We start from the raw sequence: 18,104 nt of genomic DNA, 5'->3' as shown, positions 1-18,104 counted from the left end.
GCAGATAAACGCTGCGCTGCTTTAAAGATAACGAAGACAAGCGAAAAAAACAAGAGGTGAATATGCAGTGCGTAGTATTTTAGTAAAAATCGATATAAAGCATCAATTTTGCTCTGCGCCGCCGATGGGGCGCTCCGCGTGGATCTGCGGGGAATCGTTGCGGGAATAGGGGACGCGGATCGTCACCGTGGTGCCGACCAGAATGGCGGAATCGATCTCAAACATAAAATCATCATCGTAATAAATGTGCAGGCGCTCCAAAATATTGCCGATGCCGTAGCCGCCGCGCTTAGTGTTTACGACGGGCTTATCCTTTTTGGCAAGGATCTCTGTCAGCTTGCCTTTATCCATACCGATGCCGTTATCCTGTATGCGGATCTGCACATAGCTGCCGATGCGCTCGGCGGAAAGGCAGATGACACCTGCGCGGTCATCGAGCTCATATAAGCCGTGAAACAGGCTGTTTTCCACGATCGGCTGCAAAATGAGCTTCATGATGGGGTAATCTGCAATAGACGGATCGATTTTCGTGATGAGCTCCACCGTGCGGCCGCGGCTCAGGTTCGTCAGCTCCACAAACAGTCGCACGTGCTCCGCCTCGTCACTGAGCGGCAGGAAATCGCTGCCGTTGCTGAGACTGAGGCGGTAAAAACGCGCAAGCTTCACAACGATGTCCACCGTCTCCATATCGCCGTTTGCGGTCGCTTTCCAAGAGATTAGATCGAGTGTATTATAGAGAAAATGCGGGTTGATCTGGGCCTGCAGGGCGCGCAGCTCCATGTCCTTCAGGTTTTTGCCGAGGTTATACCGCTCGTCAATCAGTACGCTGATGCGCCGCACCATGAAATTGAAGCTGTTTTGCAGCTCGCCGATCTCATCATCGCTGTCCACGATACAACTTACATTTAAATCGCCGTTTTCTACACGCTGCACCTGCTTTGCAAGCGTTTTGATACGCCGCGTGCTGTATTTTGCGTAGACATAGGAGAGAATGAACGCGATTACGCTGATGATGATGGTCAGCACAATCATTTGATTGCGTAGATCTTTGACGGGAGAAAGCAGGTTATTCATGGAAGCGACCGTGAATATGCGGCAGCCGTCGAAAACGGGCGCGGAAAGACCGAACACCGATTCGCCCTGCGTCTGCACACCGGAAAATGAACCCGTTTCTTTTTGAAGCTCATGAATATCAGCCGCAAGCTCTTCATCGGAAAGCGTCAGAGAGCTGTCCGCACCGCAAATGATATTGAGGTTTTCGTCTACAAGATAGGCCGCGCTCGGTTCGGTGTAGTTGCCATGGCGCAGCATGTTTAATACATCGCTTTTCAAAATATCCACGCGCACCGCACCGAGGACCGTGTTGATATCCTTGCGACTGCGAATGAGCGTGACAACGGACAGAACCTCCTGCGGCTTCGACAGCGGCTGACGAAATGTGCTCGGCGGCAAAAACGCCCGCATGCCGTGTTCGGCCAAAAGCCGTTTATACCAATCCGCATCGGAAATTTCGCTTAACGGATACGTAATGTAGTGACTGCGGCTATACCGAAACGAATCGCTGATATAAAGCCGGATTTGATATACGCCGTACAGCGTGCGTGTGGATTCAATTGTTTTGTACAACGCATTTATGTCATCGTATTCTTCGCTGAAGCTGATGTTGCTATCTTGCTTTTCCAACACCTCATGCACATCCGAAAGCTGCGCCACGGAGGAGGATATGGTCGCAAGGCGGTTAAGCTCAGATTCAAGCTCATTTTCCGTCTGCTGTAAGTAAAGCCCTGTGATTTTCATCGATTGCTTTTCGATGATCTTTGTGCTCTGGTAGGTGGCGAACATTGTGTGGGCAATGATGGGAATAAAAATGAGAAGAAAGTACGACGCAAAGAGCTTTACGTGTATAGAACAGTTTTTATACCGCAGCGCAAGGTAGGAGAAAGGGTTCATCATCATTCGCCCTCCGTGCCGGAAAAGGAGATGCTGCCGTATTTGTTGCGGTACGCACGCGGGCTTTCGCCGAAATACTTCGTGAACAAACGCGTGAAGTAGTTCTGGTTCGCGTAGCCGAGCGCATCGGCGATCTCGCCGAACTTCATATTCGTCTCGCACACAAACTTCCGGGCTTTTTTCATTTTGGTATCCAGAATAAACTGGTTCAGTGTGCGCTTGGTGTTCTTTTTATAAAGGTAGCAAAGGTAGTTCGGCGTTACGAAAACGCGCTGAGCGATCTCACGAATGGAGAGTGCCTTATCGTAATTTTGCGTGATATACTGCTCCACTTCGAGCACGATGCGACTTTTGTTATCGAGGTTCGAGATGCTGTCGATGTGCTTTTGCAGCTGTGCGAGCAGATAATCGTGCACGACGGAAAGGCTCGGCGCAAAGTGAATGAACTCCGAAATATACTGGCTGCCGTCCTGCTCGTTCTGCTTGCCCTGACGGCTGAGCCAATATGCAATGGACGCGAGCGCCTCGCGAATCTGCGGAATATCCTGCTCGCGGCAGGCGGAAAGTGAATCAATATAGCTGTTAAGGAAATTTGTAGCTTGCGTGAAATCGTTTGCCAAAATGCGGTCGTACAGCTCGCGCTGCATATCCTGCGAGGGCACAAACGGCTTTTGGCTCAAATCTCTGTAAAAGATTACGCGCCCGTAGCCGAGCAGGAACGCGGCGCGCACCGCTGCGCGGGCTTCGTCATATGCTTCGCGCAGATATTTGAAATCCGTGCACAAATTGCTCACGCCGACGACCACATCGGCCTGACCGCTGTCGAGCGTGGTGAAGAACGGGCTGAGCTTCACCTCCGCCGTTTTGCGGTTTAAAAAGTCCTGCGAAACATTCGCGTGCAGAATGTAGCCCTTACCCGCGCAGGACATCACAAATTTACCATCGAACATGCGCGCCGCGACCGTTTGGAACGCCAAGTAGTGGCGAGAAGCCAAAAGCAGATCGTCGAGCTGATTGTCGTACGCGCGGTCTGCTATGTGCTCGCCCGCCGTATTCATCTGCACAATGACAGTCACGAGCGGCGCATGCAGATCCAGCGGCAGATCAGACGGGATCTCGTTTTCGCTGCACTGCAAAAGGGAAAGCGCAAGATCGGCTTCGTTCTGCGGCAGATGCACTTTCTTATTCATACACTTCTTTTTGGCTTTTTCCACGGCGCCGATGAGCTCGTGCAGTTGCAACGGCTTATAGAGGTAATCCACGGCTTCGAGCTTGATGGCGTTTTTGAGGTATTCTTTATCGGAATAGCCGCTGAAGAAAATGACCTGCAGAGATGGGTGAGAGGGCAGCACCTCATTGATGAGTGCAATGCCGTCAAGCTTCGGCATACGGATGTCACAAATGATGATATCCGGGTCCGTATCGTGGATGAGCACCATGGCCTCCAACCCGTCTGCCGCTTCACCCACGATGCGCACGTCCATCACTTCCCAGTTTACGGAAGCGCGTATGCCCTGGCGCGTCATCTCGGAATCGTCCACAACGATCATTTTATACATTCCAAATCCTCCCCAAAGAATCGACCGGGGCATTTCCCCAATGTCGAAAACAAGCACAAAATAAAAACCTTTGTGCGTATGGCTTGCTACATTGTCATCATTATAACAGAATTTACGGCAAATTTCCAGAATTGCGGCATAAATAGTAGGATTTTTTAGAAGAAGTCACGGAAATCAACGATAAATTAGCACACAACTACGATTTTTGATATAATTCAAAATATTCCGTTCCAAATGTATCGAAAGGGACTCCTTTTTCCTGTGCGATTTTGCACGAAACAGAAATAAACACGCGGTAAATAATGACAAAAAACAGGAAGAAAATTCATTCCTTTTTGCTGCATTTTGCTGTAAAATGGGTTCATCAACCGAAGGAAAAGAATTTGGGGCCTTCGGGGAGGAAAGGACGGATACGCAAAAATGAAAAGGAAGGGTGGGGCACGCAAGTATTTGCAGCAAAACTTCGATCTATATCTGCTGCTGCTTCCGGCGCTCATTTACGTTTTCATCTTTCATCTGCTGCCGATGGTTGGCATTCTCATCGCATTCAAAGACTACAACATGTTTCAGGTACCGGGTGATCCGTTCCGTTCCATTTTGGAAAGCCCGTGGGCCGGCTTCAAGTATTTTGAGCAGGTGTTCAAAAAGTCTGAGTTCCAGCAGGCTTTTGCGAATACACTCATCATCAGCCTGTATAAGATTATCTTCACGTTCCCGCTGCCGATTATCTTCGCCGTGTTCTTAAACGAAGTGCGCAGCACGAAATTCCAAAAGGGCTTGCAGCTCATCGTTTATTTGCCGCACTTCCTTTCCTGGGTCGTCATCTACGGCATTTTCGTTTCGTTCCTCGGTTCTACAGGCGTCATCAACTCTGTTATCACATCACTTGGGTTCGAGCCGGTCAGCTTTCTGATGGATAGCGGTAAGTTCCGCGGCATCCTCGTCATTGCGGACGCGTGGAAGGAGATCGGCTGGAGCTCCATCATTTACTTCGCTGCCATTGCAGGCCTTGATCAGGAGTGTTTTGAAGCGGCGGACGTGGACGGCGCGACGCGCATACAGAAGATCTGGTACATTACGCTGCCGAGCCTGCTGCCGACCATCGTTTTGATGCTCATCATCCGCGTCGGCAACATCATGAACGCCGGCTTTGATCAGATCTTCGTGTTCTACAACCCGACCGTATACGATGTGGCGGACATTATCGGCACATACGTTTACCGTATGGGTCTCGGCAAGTTAGAGTTCAGCACCGGCACCGCCGTGGGCCTCTTCAACTCCGTGATTTCCATGATCCTCGTTCACTCTTCAAACTTTATTGCCAGAAAAGCAACAGGAAAGGGGATTTGGTAACGCCATGGCAAAAACAACTAAAAAGAAAAACAAAATCTCTGTGTTTGATGTTGTCAACCTCATCGCTATGATCCTTGTCGGTCTTATCATGCTGATGCCAATCTTAAACCTTGCGGCAAAAGCATTCAGCAGCGAAGGCAACGTCATTGCGGGCAAGGTGCTCTTTTGGCCGCTTGGGCTCCAGACCGGTACCATAAAGTACGTCTTAACCACGCCGGAGTTCGGCACATCGTTCCTTGTCACCGTGACGGTCACGATTACCGGCACCATCGGCGCAATGCTGCTTACCGTTATGGCGGCCTACCCACTCTCGAAGCCGCATCTTATCGGCCGCAAGTTCTTCCTGTACATTTTCGTTTTTATTATGCTGTTCAGCGCAGGCATGGTGCCAAACTACATCTTGTTCCGCACGCTGCACCTGACGAACACCATTTTCGCACTCATTTTCTCCGGCATGTTCTCATCGTTTAATCTGTTCCTCATCAAAAACTATTTTGAAACGCTGCCGGAAGTCATTGAAGAGGCCGCCCGCATTGACGGTGCATCGAATATGCGCATTTTCTTCAGTGTGGTACTGCCCATGTCCACACCGGTGCTTGCCACCGTTACGCTGTACTACGCCGTTGCTTACTGGAGCAACTATTTTGCCGGCGTTATGTACATCACGGACGCAAACTTAAAGCCTCTGCAGCAGTACATGTTCGACCTTGTCACGCAGGCAACAAGCTTGCAGGATTCCTCCGGCAACTTCGGCGACGTGAACCAGGCGATGAACGTTTCCGGCGAGAATATCCGCGCCGCGACCATCGTCGTTTCCACCATTCCGATTCTCTGCGTATACCCGTTCTTACAGAAGTATTTCGTAAAGGGCATCACAATCGGTTCCGTTAAGGGCTAACATTAAATCCGTTATCAAGCAATAGGGGACTATTGCATGAATAAAATTCATTCAGCAAAGGAGTTACAACATGAAGAAAGTATTGAGCGCACTGCTCGCAGCTGCTATGATTCTCTCTCTCGCAGCTTGCAGCGGCGGCACGACCACATCCTCATCGTCTTCAAGCACCGCTTCCTCGGACAGCAGCACCGAAAGCAGCACGGTTTCCAGCGAATCCGAAGCCACCGAGGACGACCCGATCCTCACAGGCGAAAAGCCGGAGCTGAAGATCCTCAGCATGTATCAGGCTTATAACTATGAGGAGCAGCCGACATGGAAAATCGACGAAGAACTCACGGGCTACAAGACCAAGTGGTATGCTCTGCCGGCGGATAACGCCGACCAGAAGCTTCTGCTTGAGATCTCCAGCGGCGCAGACTACGACATCCTGCTCAGAGTTTCTCCAAGCCAGTACGCACAGCTCTCTAAGCAGAACGCATTGATCGACCTTTCCGGCATGCTGGACAAGTACGGATCCAACATCACGAATGCCATCAGTGAGCTTGCATGGCAGTCCGTTACGAACGATCAGGGCGTTGTAAACGGTATTCCGCATGAAAACATGCTGGCTTCCAAGGAAGAGCCGTACGGTATGCTCACCGGCGGCATCGGCGTGCGCAGCGATATGCTGGAAGAGCTCGGCATGGAGTTGCCGACGAACATCGATGACTTCACCGCGTTCCTTGAGGCTGCAAAAGAGAAGTACGGCTTCGCACCGCTGACCTCCAACAAGTCCAGCACATTCATTCAGGTCCTGCTCTCCGGCTTCGGCATGGGCGAGGCGGAATGGTACGACATCGACGGCACCTACACACACAGAATCAAGCACCCGCAGATCACCGCGTATCTTGAGTACATGCAGAAGCTCTATAAAGAAGGTCTCATGGATAACGATATGCCGATCAACACAGCAGATAACGCCAAAGAAAAATTTGCAAGCGCCAACGCTGTTGCCTGCGCACCGCTGATGTTCTGGGACATTCCGGCTATGGTCAACGCACTGGCAACGAATAACCCGGATTGCAAGATTGAGTTCGTGACGGACCTTGCGGCAGATGCGAATTCCAAGCCCACACACTACATCATGAAGGGCGCAAACTTCGTTTCCTGCATCTCGCAGAGCTCCAAGAACCCCGAGCATGCCATCAACTGGCTCAACATCCTCTCCGAACCGGATAACTATCGCAGAACCTACATCGGCGAAGAAGGCGTTTCCTACGAAGTGATTGACGGCAACTACACCCCAATCTTCACCGGCGACGATGCAACGAACTTCAATGCGTATACGAATTCCGATAAGCTCTCCGGCATCAACAACCCGACCGTTTCTTTCAAAATGTGGCAGGCCAGAGCGAGAAAGACTCCGGAAATGGCAGAAGCTTATGAAGCGATGAACGCTCGCGTAGACGAGTACGAGCCGCTCATCTCCATCGAGCTTTACGGCAAGACCTCCCCGAAGGTTCAGGAGTATGTCACGGCGCTGAATCAGGCATTCGGCGATTCCTTCCTGAAAGCGATCGTTGAGGGCACCGACCCGGATACCGCCATTGCAGCGATGCAGGCCGACTGGGACGCAAACGGTGGCCTTGAAGTCGAAGCTGCTATGCAGGAATTCTACGACGCAAATAAGTCCTACTCCGAATAATTTTACAGCCTCTCCTTAAAAATGTGATATGAAGAAAGCGATCCCGCCTTCTGCCCGCACGGCGGAGGGCGGGATCCTCTCCATAAAGAAAGGAATGTATATGAACACACTGCATATTCCCGAAAAGAAAATACCGGTCATCGATACCTTTGACACCGTCGTGCTCGGCGGCGGCACGGCAGGCGCTTTTGCGGGCATCGCTGCAGCTCGCCGCGGCAGCCGTACGCTCATCATCGAGCAGTTTGGCGCGCTCGGCGGCTCAGCTACCACCGGTCTTGTGCTGCCGCTGATGTTACTGCACATCAAAAATTATGATGGCCACTGCCCGCTGAGTGCAGAGCTTGTAGAGCGCCTGCGCACCGTCGGCGGGACAGAGGAAGACGCCAACTCTTTTGACCCCGTTATGGTGCAAATCACGTTAGAAGACATGGCGGCAGACAGTAACTGCGATATTCTGTATTACACCACGCTCGTGGATGCCGTGCTCGAAGATCGCACAATAACACACGTGATTGTCAACAATAAGAACGGCCTTGCGGCATACAAAGCGAAGTGCTTCATTGACTGCACCGGTGACGCTGACCTCATCAAGCTCGTCGGTGCGTCGTATCAGTCCGGCAACCACAACCGCGTGAATCAGCCGGTCTCCCTGCGCTTTGACATGGCGGGTATTGACTTTGAACGTTTCCACGCGTACATGCGCAGCCTCGGCAACGACCAATATAAATACTTTGCTATGAACACGCCCGGTATGAAAGACATTATCCGCAAGGCGTATGAAAACGGCGTGCTGACCGAGCAGGACGCGTGCTATTTTCAGGCATTCGGTATTCCCGGCCGCCCGGACGGCATGAACTTCAACTGCCCGGAGCTGACGACGAAAGAAAACGTTGTGGATGCGGAATTTATGACGCAAAAGCAGCTTGAGGGCAAAAAAGCCATTATGCGCCTGCGCAAATTCCTACGCGACTATATTCCGGGCTTTGAGAATGCGTATATCACAAGCATCGCGCAGCTCGTCGGCTTTCGTGAATCCCGCCGCATCGAAGCAGAATACATGCTGACGATTGAAGATGTGCTGACGTACAGAAAATTCCCGGACGGCATTGCTGCGAGCCATTATCCTATCGATGTGCACGGCGTGGACGATGTTTCGCTGGGACTCAAATATCAGCATGACGTACCGGTCGATGAACAGTATTGGGAAGTCCCGTTCCGGGTGATGATCCCGAAAACGCTCGATAACGTGCTTACAGCCGGGCGCTGCGCGGGTATGGATTTCCGTGCGCAGTCCGCCGCACGCATCCAACCCACCTGCCGCTCCATGGGTGAGGCCGCGGGCATCGCCGCCGCAATGGCCGTAAAGAACGAAGCCGTGCGGTTTAACGAGATCGACGGCACAGCCGTGCGCCGCGAGATCCGCCTGCCGGATAAATTCTAAAAATCAAAACTCAAAATTTTTCCTCCAAATCAGCAAAAGACGTGTACCGGGAAAGCCTGGCACACGTTTTTTGTTTTGTGCAACTTATGGGGAGCGCGGTATTGAAATTGCGTTGTTTTTTTGCTATAATAGAGTGAATTATAGTCTAAAGCGGTTTATCGGCGGAAAATCCGTGTTTGATAAACCGAAATGCCCGAACAAAACCGGCTTTTGCCGGAAGCTGAATATTAAAGTGAGGGAAAAACATGCGGATCATAATCGACGCATTCGGCGGCGACAACGCCCCGGACGAAATTATAAAAGGCTGCCGTCTGGCGGCAGATGAGCTCCATGTGCAGATCGTTTTAACCGGCGACGAAAAGAAGATCAGAGCAGCGGCGGAAAAGCTGAATGTTAACGTTTCCGATTTTGAGATCATCGACTGCCCGGATGTCATCACGATGGAGGATGAGCCCACAGCGATCACGCGCGCCAAAAAGCAAAGCTCAATGGCGGTTGGCCTGCGCGCTTTGGCAGAGGGCAAGGGCGATGCGTTTGCGTCCGCCGGCAACAGCGGCGCACTCGTCGTTGGCGCCACATTGCTCGTCAAGCGCATCAAAGGCGTCAAGCGCGTGGCATTTGCACCGCTCATGCCGAAATCCGAGGGCTTTTTCATGCTGGCAGACGGCGGCGCAAACAACGAATGCCGCCCCGAAATGTTGGAGCAGTTCGGCATGATGGGCTCTGTGTATATGCAGAAGGTCATGGGTGTTCAAAAGCCGCGCATCGGCCTTGCAAATGTCGGCACGGAGCCGCACAAGGGCGGCGAACTGCAGCACGCGGCGTTTGCACTGCTGAGCGAAAACAAAGACGTCCATTTCATCGGCAACATTGAAGCCAGAGACATTCCGTTTGATGCGGCAGATGTTGTGGTGTGCGACGGTTTTACGGGCAATATCCTTCTTAAGATGTATGAAGGCGTTGCCATGGCGCTGATGAATAAATTCAAGGCCGTTTTCAAAAAGAGCCTGAAAAATAAGCTTGCGGCGGCAATGGTTTTAAACGACATGAAAGCCATGAAAAAAGAGCTTGATTATAACGAATACGGCGGTGCGCCGATCCTCGGGTGCTCGAAGCCGGTCTTTAAGGTACATGGCAGCGCCAAGGCTTCTACGCTGAAAAACGCCATTGCGCTTACGGTGAAGTACGCCGAGTCCGGCATTATAAGTGAGATCACCGCAGCCCTACAAAACGAGAAAACGGAAAACACGAACGAATAACAAGACAGCAAAGGTATAACTATGAGATCATTGGATGAATTTGAAAAAAAGATCGGATATAGATTTAAGAACCGCAATCTGCTCATCACAGCGCTGACGCACTCCTCCTACGCAAACGAGAGCCGCGGCGGCGACCAGAGCTATGAGCGACTGGAATTCCTCGGCGATTCCATTTTGGGGTTTGTCACGGCGGAATACCTGTGCAAAGCGTTCCCGGATATTCCCGAAGGCAAGCTGACAAAGAAGCGTGCGGCGCTTGTATGCGAAAAATCGCTCTGCGGTTTTACACGCAGCTTCGGCGCAGGCGAGCTGCTGCGTCTCAGCCACGGCGAGCAGCACAGCGGCGGCAGAGAACGCCCAAGCATCTTAGCGGACGTGTTCGAATCCATTACGGCGGCGATCTATCTCGACTCCGGCAGCTTGGAGGAGGCCAAGCGCTTTGTACTGCACTACATTGAACCGGCGGCGCAGTCTGCAGGCGAACGCCCGTTTAAAGACCACAAGACGATGCTGCAGGAGATCATTCAGCAGAACCCCGGTGAACGGCTCGAATACGTCCTCACCGGCGAACATGGCCCCGACCATGACAAGCACTTCACCGTAGAGGTGCACCTCAACAGCAATGTCATCGGCAAGGGCGGCGGACGCAGCAAGAAGGAAGCCGAACAGCAGGCGGCACGCGAAGCACTGGAGCTGATGGGCTATTAAGCACGCGAATATCTCAATTTTTATTCCGCACAACGGCTGCCCGCAGCAATGCAGCTTCTGTAATCAGAACCGCATTACAGGTGAAAATCATCAGCCGCAGCCTGAAGAAGTGGCGGCGCTGCTGCAAAGCGCAGCAAAGCAAATGGGGGAGCGCGTGCAGAACGCCGAGATCGCATTTTTCGGCGGCAGCTTCACGGCAATCGACCCCGATTACCGTTTGGCGCTTTTAAAAATAGCGCACGCAGCATGCGAAACATACGGCTTTGCCGGTATCCGCTGCTCTACGCGGCCGGATGCCATTGATGATGAACGTCTGACCGTATTAAAGCAATACGGCGTAACGGCAATCGAGCTCGGTGCGCAGTCGATGGATGGCGAAGTGTTGCTGCTCAATCGTCGGGGGCATACCGCAAAGGATGTGGAAAACACTGCGCGGTTAATTCGCGCATACGGCTTTGAGCTCGGCTTGCAGATGATGACCGGGCTGCCCGGCGACAGTGACGCAAAGGCGATGAAGACTGTCGAAAGGCTGTTGGCTCTAAAGCCGAACACCATGCGCATTTACCCTACGATCGTCTTAGAAAACACACCACTGTGCGATTTGTACCGCGCAGGAAAATACACACCGCAGACCTTAGAGGATGCCGTTTCACTCTGTGCAAAGCTCATCCCGATGATTGAGCAGCGCGGCGTAAAGCTCATCCGTGTGGGGCTGCACGCCAGCGAAGAACTGGAAAACCGTGTCGCGGGACCGTTTCACCCCGCTTTTATGGAGCTGTGCCGCAGCGCGATCTTCCGAGAAAACGTCCTTAAAGCGCTTCAAGCCCGAAACGATTCGGAAGTTACGATCGATGTTGACCCGCGCATGCTTTCCGTTGCGCTCGGACAGAAAAAAGAAAATTTGCAGCATTTCTCTAAGCACGGCTACACCGTGCACATCCGCCCGGATGCTTCGCTTTCCGGCGGCACATACAGGCTACGATAGGCAGGTAAACAGATGCTTTTAAAATCTCTGGAGCTGCAGGGCTTCAAAACCTTTCCCGATAAAACGACTTTAAAATTTGAAAACGGCATCACGGCGGTCGTCGGTCCAAACGGCAGCGGCAAGAGCAACATCAGCGATGCCATGCGTTGGGTACTCGGCGAGCAGTCTACCCGCGCACTGCGCTGCTCCAAAATGGAGGACATCATTTTCAGCGGCACGCCGCAGCGCAAAGCGCAGGGCTTTTGCGAAGTGACCGTCACCATGGATAACACCGACCGCGAGTTGAATTACGACGGCGACACCGTTTCCGTTACGCGTCGTTTTTACCGCTCCGGCGAAAGTGAATACCGCATTAACAAAACGCTCGTACGTCTGCGCGACGTGCATGAGCTGTTCATGGATACCGGCCTCGGCCGCGACGGCTATTCCATCATCGGGCAGGGCAAGATCGATAGCATCGTCTCCGCAAAAAGCGAAGACCGCCGCGAGATTTTTGAAGAAGCCGCCGGCATTTCGCGCTTTCGCTACCGCAAAGAGGAAGCCGAACGCCGCTTGGAAAAAGCCGAAGAAAACCTCATTCGCCTGCACGATATTTTAAACGAACTCGAAGAACGCGTGGGCCCTTTACGCGAGCAGGCGGAGAAAGCCGAAAAGTTTATTGCACTCGACAGCGAGAAAAAGGAACTGGAGATCGGTTTGTGGCTTGAAACGCTGGAGCGCTCCGGCAAGATCGTGCGCGAGGTGGAGGAAAAGATTGCCTCCACGCAGAACAGCTACGAGGAAGCCGAAAGTGAGCTCAATGTGCTTTCCGCGCAAATCGAGCAGAATTTCACGGAAACGAACGGCTGCACCGCACAGATGGAAGAAGCACGTTTGAAGGCTTCCGAAGCCGATGAACTCGCCACCCGTAAAGAGGGAGAAGTTTCGGTGCTTGAAAATGATATTCTGCACGAACAGCAGACCATCCGCAGATTAAATGGCGAGATTGAAAGCGCCGCGCTGACCGGACAAACGCTTGAAGCGGATATTCAAGAAAAAGAACAGGCGGTAAAAGCAAAGGAAGCGGAAGCTGCGCAGAACCATGCCGATTTCGTTGCCTTTACCGCACAACTCGAGGAGCTGCGTGCCGGCACGGACAGCACCACGCGTGAGATCGACGCCGTTTCGGCTGAACTTGTGTCACTGAACGCCGCACTTTCCGAAATGCGCGTGCAGCAGTCCTCGGCGGAATCCTCCATGCAGGAGATTCGCGCCCGCGCCGAAACAGTGGATGCTGCGATCACCGAAAGCGAAGAACGCCTCGCAGCGCTTCACACGGAGTGCGAGGAGCTTGACGCCATGCTGCACGATACGGCGGAGTACATTCAAAACGCTGAAAACACTGTGCAGGGGCATGAAATGCGTGTGCAACAGCGCAGAAAACGCGCCGAAGCTGTGAAAGCCGAAGCCGACCGCCAGATGCTCGACGCCAAAGAAAAAGAGCGCCGCGCTGGACTGTTGGAAGACCTTGAACGCAATCTTGAAGGCTTCACGCAGAGCGTTAAAACTGTCATGCGCGAGAGCACGCGCGGCAATCTGCGTGGTATCCATGGACCTGTTACACGGCTTTTAAAAGTCCCGCGCGAATACGCCGTGGCACTGGAGACCGCGCTCGGCGCCGCCATGCAGAACGTCGTCGTTGATTCCGAAGATGCGGCGAAAGCGGCTATTCGCTTATTGAAACAGCGCGATTCCGGCCGTGCGACATTCCTGCCGCTGACCACGGTGCGCGGTACGGTTATCGATGCGCGCGATGTGCAGAATATGCCCGGCTTTGTGGGCGTGGCTTCAACACTCTGCCACTGTGATGAGCAGTACGCCGGCATCCGCGATTCTCTGCTCGGCCGCACTATTGTTGCAGAAGACCTTGACCGCGCGGCGGAGATTGCACGGCGTATTCGGTTCCGCTACCGTGTCGTCAGCTTGGACGGGCAGATTGTCAATGCGGGCGGTTCGTTCACCGGCGGTTCCGCGGCGCGCAACTCCGGCCTTTTGAGCCGCTCGGCGGAGATTGCACGCATTCGCGCAGACGCACAAATGCTGGCGCAGGCTGCAAATGAAACACTGGAGCGCCACAAGGCTACACAGCAGGAAGTGCTGCAGGCCATGGCGGAGCTTGAAAACGCCAAGGCCGTGCTGGCGCAGCACAGGGAAGATGAGATCCGCTTCAAAGCGGAAGCGGCCCGTGCCGCACGCGACGTGGAGACGGAAACCGCGAACCTTGCTTCTCTGCGCGACGAAAAAGAAAGTGCCGCAAGGCGTCTGAGCGGTTTTGTGCAGACCGCAGACAGCGCCCAGCAGAAAACAGAAGAAACAGAAGACAAAATTCAGGCAGCCAGAAGCAAAATGGAATCCATGGTCGGCGACCGCGAGGACGCAATGCATCGTTGTGATGAGACCTTGCAGCATTTGCAGGAAATCCGTTTTGCGGGGCTCGCCATCGAAAAAGACAAAGAATCGCTTGAAAATGCTGTGCAAACGCTGAAAGCACAGCAGTCCGAACGCGCTGCACGTATAGAAAGTTTAAATCAAGAACTTGCGGAAAGCTTCGAGAAGATCAAAGCGCGCGAAGCGGATATTGAAAACCGAAAAATTGAATCTGCTAATCTGCGTGAGACCGCAAAGGAAAAACGGCAATCGGTCAGCGCCATCGCCGCAAAGCGCACGGTACTCGAGCAACAGACGAGCGAGTTGCGCCAAAAGGAACGCGAAGCTTCCTCGCGCCGCGAGACGATTGGCCTTGAACTTGCCCGTCTGCGCGAACGCCGTGAAAACCAGAGCGGTGAATACGACGCTATCCTCAAAAAGCTGTGGGAAGAATACGAGCTCACCCGCCGCGAAGCCGAGGAAATGAACATCACGATTGAAGATGTGCCCACGGCGCAAAGGCGGTTGTCCGAACTTAAAAACAGCATCAAAGCGCTCGGCTCCGTCAACGTGGCGGCTGTTGTGGAATACAAAGAGGTTTCGGAGCGCTACAATTTCCTCAAAATGCAAACGGACGACGTGCAGCGCTCCCGCGCCGAGCTGTTAAAGCTCATCGACAACTTGACAAAGCAGATGCAGACGCAGTTTGCAGAGCGCTTTTCCGTCATCAATCAGAATTTCAGCCGGATTTTTCAGGAGTTATTCGGCGGCGGATCGGCAGAGCTTTGCTTTACGGACAGCGGCGATGTACTGCATTCCGGCATCGATATCCGCGTGCACCCGCCGGGCAAGATCGTCTCGCACATCGAGCTGCTTTCCGGCGGCGAAAAGGCGCTTGTGGCAATTTCGCTTTACTTTGCAATCATGCGCGTAAATCCACCGTCGTTCTGTATGCTCGACGAGATCGAAGCTGCACTGGATGACGTAAATGTCGTGCGCTTTGCAAATTACCTGCGCCGCATGAACCAAAAGACACAGTTCATCGTCATCACGCACCGCCGCGGCACGATGGAAGAAGCTGATATGCTCTACGGCGTGACGATGCAGGACCAGGGCATTTCGAAACTCTTGGCACTGCACGCACACGAAGCGCAGGAAAAACTGGGTATAACAACATAAATTCGGAAAAGAGGTGCCTGAATGGGCTTTTTTGATAAGATCAAAGCGGGACTAAAAAAAACAAGAGACAGCATCACCGGGCAGATTAGCAGCATGCTCCACGCGTTCACAAAGATCGATGAGGAGCTGTTTGAGGAGCTTGAAGAGCTGCTTGTCATGGCGGACGTCGGCATGAACACCGCGACCGAAATCTGCGATACGCTCCGCGCACGCGTGAAAGAGCGCGGCATCACAGACCCGAACGAGATTATGACGCTTTTGCAGGAGGTCGTCACGGAGATGGTCAGCGGCGACAACGAGTTGCATCTCGATACGCAGCCATCCGTCATCCTTGTCATCGGCGTGAACGGCGTCGGCAAAACGACGACCATCGGCAAGCTGGCTTCCCGCCTTAAAAAAGAGGGCAAATCGGTAATTTTGGGCGCGGCGGATACGTTCCGCGCGGCGGCCATTGAGCAGCTTGAAGTCTGGGCAGAGCGCGCAGACGTGCCGATCATCAAGCATGCAGAGGGCGCAGACCCCGCCGCCGTCGTGTACGATACAATCTCCGCGGCGAAGGCACGTCACGCCGATGTGGTCATCTGTGATACGGCCGGACGCCTGCACAATAAGAAAAACCTGATGGACGAGCTTTCCAAAATTTCGCGCATCATCGATAAGGGTCTGCCGGGCTGCAGCAAAGAAGTTTTGCTTGTGCTCGATGCCACAACGGGGCAGAACGCCGTCAATCAGGCGCGTGAATTCAAAGAAGCCGCAGGACTCACGGGTATCGTGCTCACAAAGCTCGACGGCACCGCAAAGGGCGGCGTTGTGTTGGCAATCCACCGGGATCTCGGTTTGCCGGTGAAGTTCATCGGCGTCGGCGAGCAGGTGGACGATCTGCAGCCGTTTGACGCGGAGGATTTCGCCCGCGCGCTGTTCGAGCGGAGACCGGAAGCATGAGGCTCGCCGTTTTTTCCGATGTACACAGCAACCACCATGCGCTGAAAGCTTGCCTGAAGGAAGCGGAAAAGCAAAAAGCGGATGGGTACATTTTCCTCGGCGATTATATTTCGGACTGTGCAAACCCGCACGAGACTATGAAGCTAATATACCGCGCAAAGCAGGAAATGCCCTGCTGGTTCGTGCGCGGCAACCGTGAAGAATACGTGCTGAACCACCACAACTTCGGTAGCGATTGGGCAAACGGCACTACAACAGGCTCCCTTCTATACACCTACGAGGGGCTTACGGCGGAGGATCTCGAGTTCATCTCCGCATTGCCGTTTATGCAGACGATTGACCCAAACGGCAAGTGTCCCATACGCATTTGCCACGGCTCACCGGAAAAAACGCGCGACACGCTGCGCCCGTTCTCCTATAAAATAGAAAGCTGGCTTTTAAAAATCGACGAGCGCGTGCTTTTAAGCGGTCACACGCATCAGCCGTGCAGCGCGCACACAATGGGCAAGCTGTACGTGAACCCCGGTGCGGTCGGCGTGCAGTGTACGCAAACCGTCACGGCGAAAATGGCGCTGCTCGAATCCGACGGAAACACATGGAACGAAACGCTGCTCGAAGTGCCGTATGACATTGACGCCGCAGCACTGGAAATTCGCGAAAGCGGACTGCTGACCCGCGCGGGCGTGTGGGGGCATGCGATTTTAAAACAGCTTTACACCGGCAAAAATTATTCGCTTTTCTGCGTGCAGCGCGCAGAAGAACTTGCAGCGGGCGGCCCCGTACTTTTAGAGCATTGGCAGCAAGCCGCACGCGATTTCGGAATTTTGGAGGGATAACGCATGAACATGATCATTGCAACGCATAATGCGCATAAAATAGAAGAATTCGGCCGCATTTTGGCGCCGCTTGGCATCACCGTGCAGACGGCCGAGCTGACCGAGGCGGAAGAGACCGGCACCACGTTCCGTGAAAACGCGTATATCAAGGCGAAATCCGCGTGTGACGAAACGGGCCTGCCGTGCGTCGCGGACGATTCCGGCTTATCGATCGATTATTTAAACGGCGAGCCGGGCGTGTATTCTGCACGGTATGCCGAGCCGGGCAAGCGTAAGGCAACGGTACTCGAAAAGCTCAAGGGCGTGCCGGAAGAAAAGCGCGGTGCACACTTTACAAGCGCCATCTGCTGTGTATTCCCGAACGGCGACGTACTTGAAGCCGAAGGCTACTGCTACGGGCGCATCGCAGAGGAATGCCGCGGCGAAAGCGGTTTCGGTTATGACCCCATTTTCATCTGCACCGAAGAAGGCTGCGCAGGCAAGACGTTCGGCGAAGCGACGGCAGAAGAAAAGGATGCCGTGAGCCATCGAGGAAAATCCTTGCGTATTTTCGCAGAAAAACTTGAAAACTACCTGAAAGACAAAGAGGGATAAATTATGCTGACCAGTAAACAAAGAGCGTATCTCCGCTCGCTCGCCGTAAATGAAGACACCATTTTGATGATTGGCAAGGGCGGCATCGATGGAGATGTCGTAAAGCAGGCCGCAGACGCTATTTTTAAGCGTGAACTCATCAAGGGCAAAGTGTTGGAGACTGCGCCGGTCTCTCCGCGTGAAGCCGCAGAAACGCTCGCAGAGCAGACGGAAAGCGAAGTCGTGCAGGTCATCGGTTCCAAATTTGCGCTTTATAAACGCAACGAAAAGGATCCGAAAATCGTCCTGCCGCGTGCGAAAAAGGCATAAG

At 53.2% G+C, this 18,104-nt stretch carries 14 protein-coding genes; 12 read left to right on the top strand and 2 right to left on the bottom strand.

What is annotated here, in order from left to right; translation table 11 throughout:
• Positions 1-102 precede the first annotated feature (102 nt).
• Positions 103-1,956: a sensor histidine kinase gene (locus ACI0CA_RS08080; RefSeq protein WP_446806945.1), complete on the bottom strand. Its 1,854-nt coding sequence runs from the start codon at positions 1,954-1,956 to the stop codon at positions 103-105.
• On the bottom strand, positions 1,953-3,509 hold the full coding sequence (locus tag ACI0CA_RS08075) for a response regulator (RefSeq protein WP_446806946.1): 1,557 nt from the start codon (positions 3,507-3,509) through the stop codon (positions 1,953-1,955). The genes ACI0CA_RS08080 and ACI0CA_RS08075 overlap by 4 nt, the downstream gene beginning before the upstream one ends.
• 420 nt (positions 3,510-3,929) lie before the next feature.
• On the opposite strand from ACI0CA_RS08075, the gene ACI0CA_RS08070 reads away from it, so the two are divergent.
• From ACI0CA_RS08070 to ACI0CA_RS08015, 12 genes are all read left to right on the top strand, one after another.
• A complete protein-coding gene (locus tag ACI0CA_RS08070; protein ID WP_308448414.1) occupies positions 3,930-4,862 on the top strand; it encodes an ABC transporter permease in 933 nt (310 codons plus the stop codon).
• 4 nt (positions 4,863-4,866) lie between these two features.
• A complete protein-coding gene (locus tag ACI0CA_RS08065) occupies positions 4,867-5,760 on the top strand; it encodes a carbohydrate ABC transporter permease (protein ID WP_308448413.1) in 894 nt (297 codons plus the stop codon).
• Positions 5,761-5,830: 70 nt separating this feature from the next.
• Positions 5,831-7,444, top strand: a complete 1,614-nt coding sequence (locus ACI0CA_RS08060; RefSeq protein WP_343284420.1) for an extracellular solute-binding protein — start codon at positions 5,831-5,833, stop codon at positions 7,442-7,444.
• 100 nt (positions 7,445-7,544) lie between these two features.
• Entirely contained in the window at positions 7,545-8,885 is a 1,341-nt protein-coding gene (locus ACI0CA_RS08055) for an FAD-dependent oxidoreductase (RefSeq protein ID WP_308448411.1), read from the top strand.
• A 245-nt stretch (positions 8,886-9,130) separates the two neighbouring features.
• A complete protein-coding gene (gene plsX / locus ACI0CA_RS08050) occupies positions 9,131-10,144 on the top strand; it encodes a phosphate acyltransferase PlsX (protein ID WP_176820216.1) in 1,014 nt (337 codons plus the stop codon).
• 21 nt (positions 10,145-10,165) lie between these two features.
• On the top strand, positions 10,166-10,852 hold the full coding sequence (gene rnc / locus ACI0CA_RS08045) for a ribonuclease III (RefSeq protein WP_308448409.1): 687 nt from the start codon (positions 10,166-10,168) through the stop codon (positions 10,850-10,852).
• Complete coding sequence (locus ACI0CA_RS08040) at positions 10,848-11,837, top strand: elongator complex protein 3 (RefSeq protein WP_308448496.1); 990 nt, start codon at positions 10,848-10,850, stop codon at positions 11,835-11,837. The genes rnc and ACI0CA_RS08040 overlap by 5 nt, the downstream gene beginning before the upstream one ends.
• 12 nt (positions 11,838-11,849) lie before the next feature.
• The gene (smc, locus tag ACI0CA_RS08035) at positions 11,850-15,422 is read left to right on the top strand and encodes a chromosome segregation protein SMC (RefSeq protein ID WP_308448408.1); all 3,573 of its coding nucleotides are present in this window, start codon (positions 11,850-11,852) and stop codon (positions 15,420-15,422) included.
• Between the two features lie 21 nt (positions 15,423-15,443).
• Positions 15,444-16,364, top strand: coding sequence for a signal recognition particle-docking protein FtsY (gene ftsY / locus ACI0CA_RS08030; protein ID WP_308448407.1), 921 nt, complete (start codon positions 15,444-15,446; stop codon positions 16,362-16,364).
• Positions 16,361-17,200 (top strand): metallophosphoesterase family protein, encoded by an 840-nt coding sequence (locus ACI0CA_RS08025; protein WP_418566307.1) that lies wholly within the window; start codon positions 16,361-16,363, stop codon positions 17,198-17,200. Before ftsY ends, ACI0CA_RS08025 begins: the two co-directional genes overlap by 4 nt.
• Positions 17,201-17,203: 3 nt before the next feature.
• Positions 17,204-17,794 carry an RdgB/HAM1 family non-canonical purine NTP pyrophosphatase gene (gene rdgB, locus ACI0CA_RS08020; protein ID WP_316688390.1) on the top strand — a complete coding sequence of 197 codons (591 nt, stop codon included), beginning with the start codon at positions 17,204-17,206 and terminating at the stop codon, positions 17,792-17,794.
• 3 nt (positions 17,795-17,797) lie between these two features.
• Positions 17,798-18,103 carry a YhbY family RNA-binding protein gene (locus ACI0CA_RS08015; protein WP_176820692.1) on the top strand — a complete coding sequence of 102 codons (306 nt, stop codon included), beginning with the start codon at positions 17,798-17,800 and terminating at the stop codon, positions 18,101-18,103.
• The last annotated feature ends 1 nt before the right edge of the window (position 18,104 follow it).

Source organism: Hominenteromicrobium mulieris (assembly GCF_046197855.1).
In the GTDB taxonomy this organism is placed as follows: Bacteria; Bacillota; Clostridia; order Oscillospirales; family Acutalibacteraceae; genus Hominenteromicrobium; species Hominenteromicrobium mulieris.
Note: the sequence above shows the minus strand (reverse complement) of the source record. Positions and strands in the feature narration are given on the sequence as shown.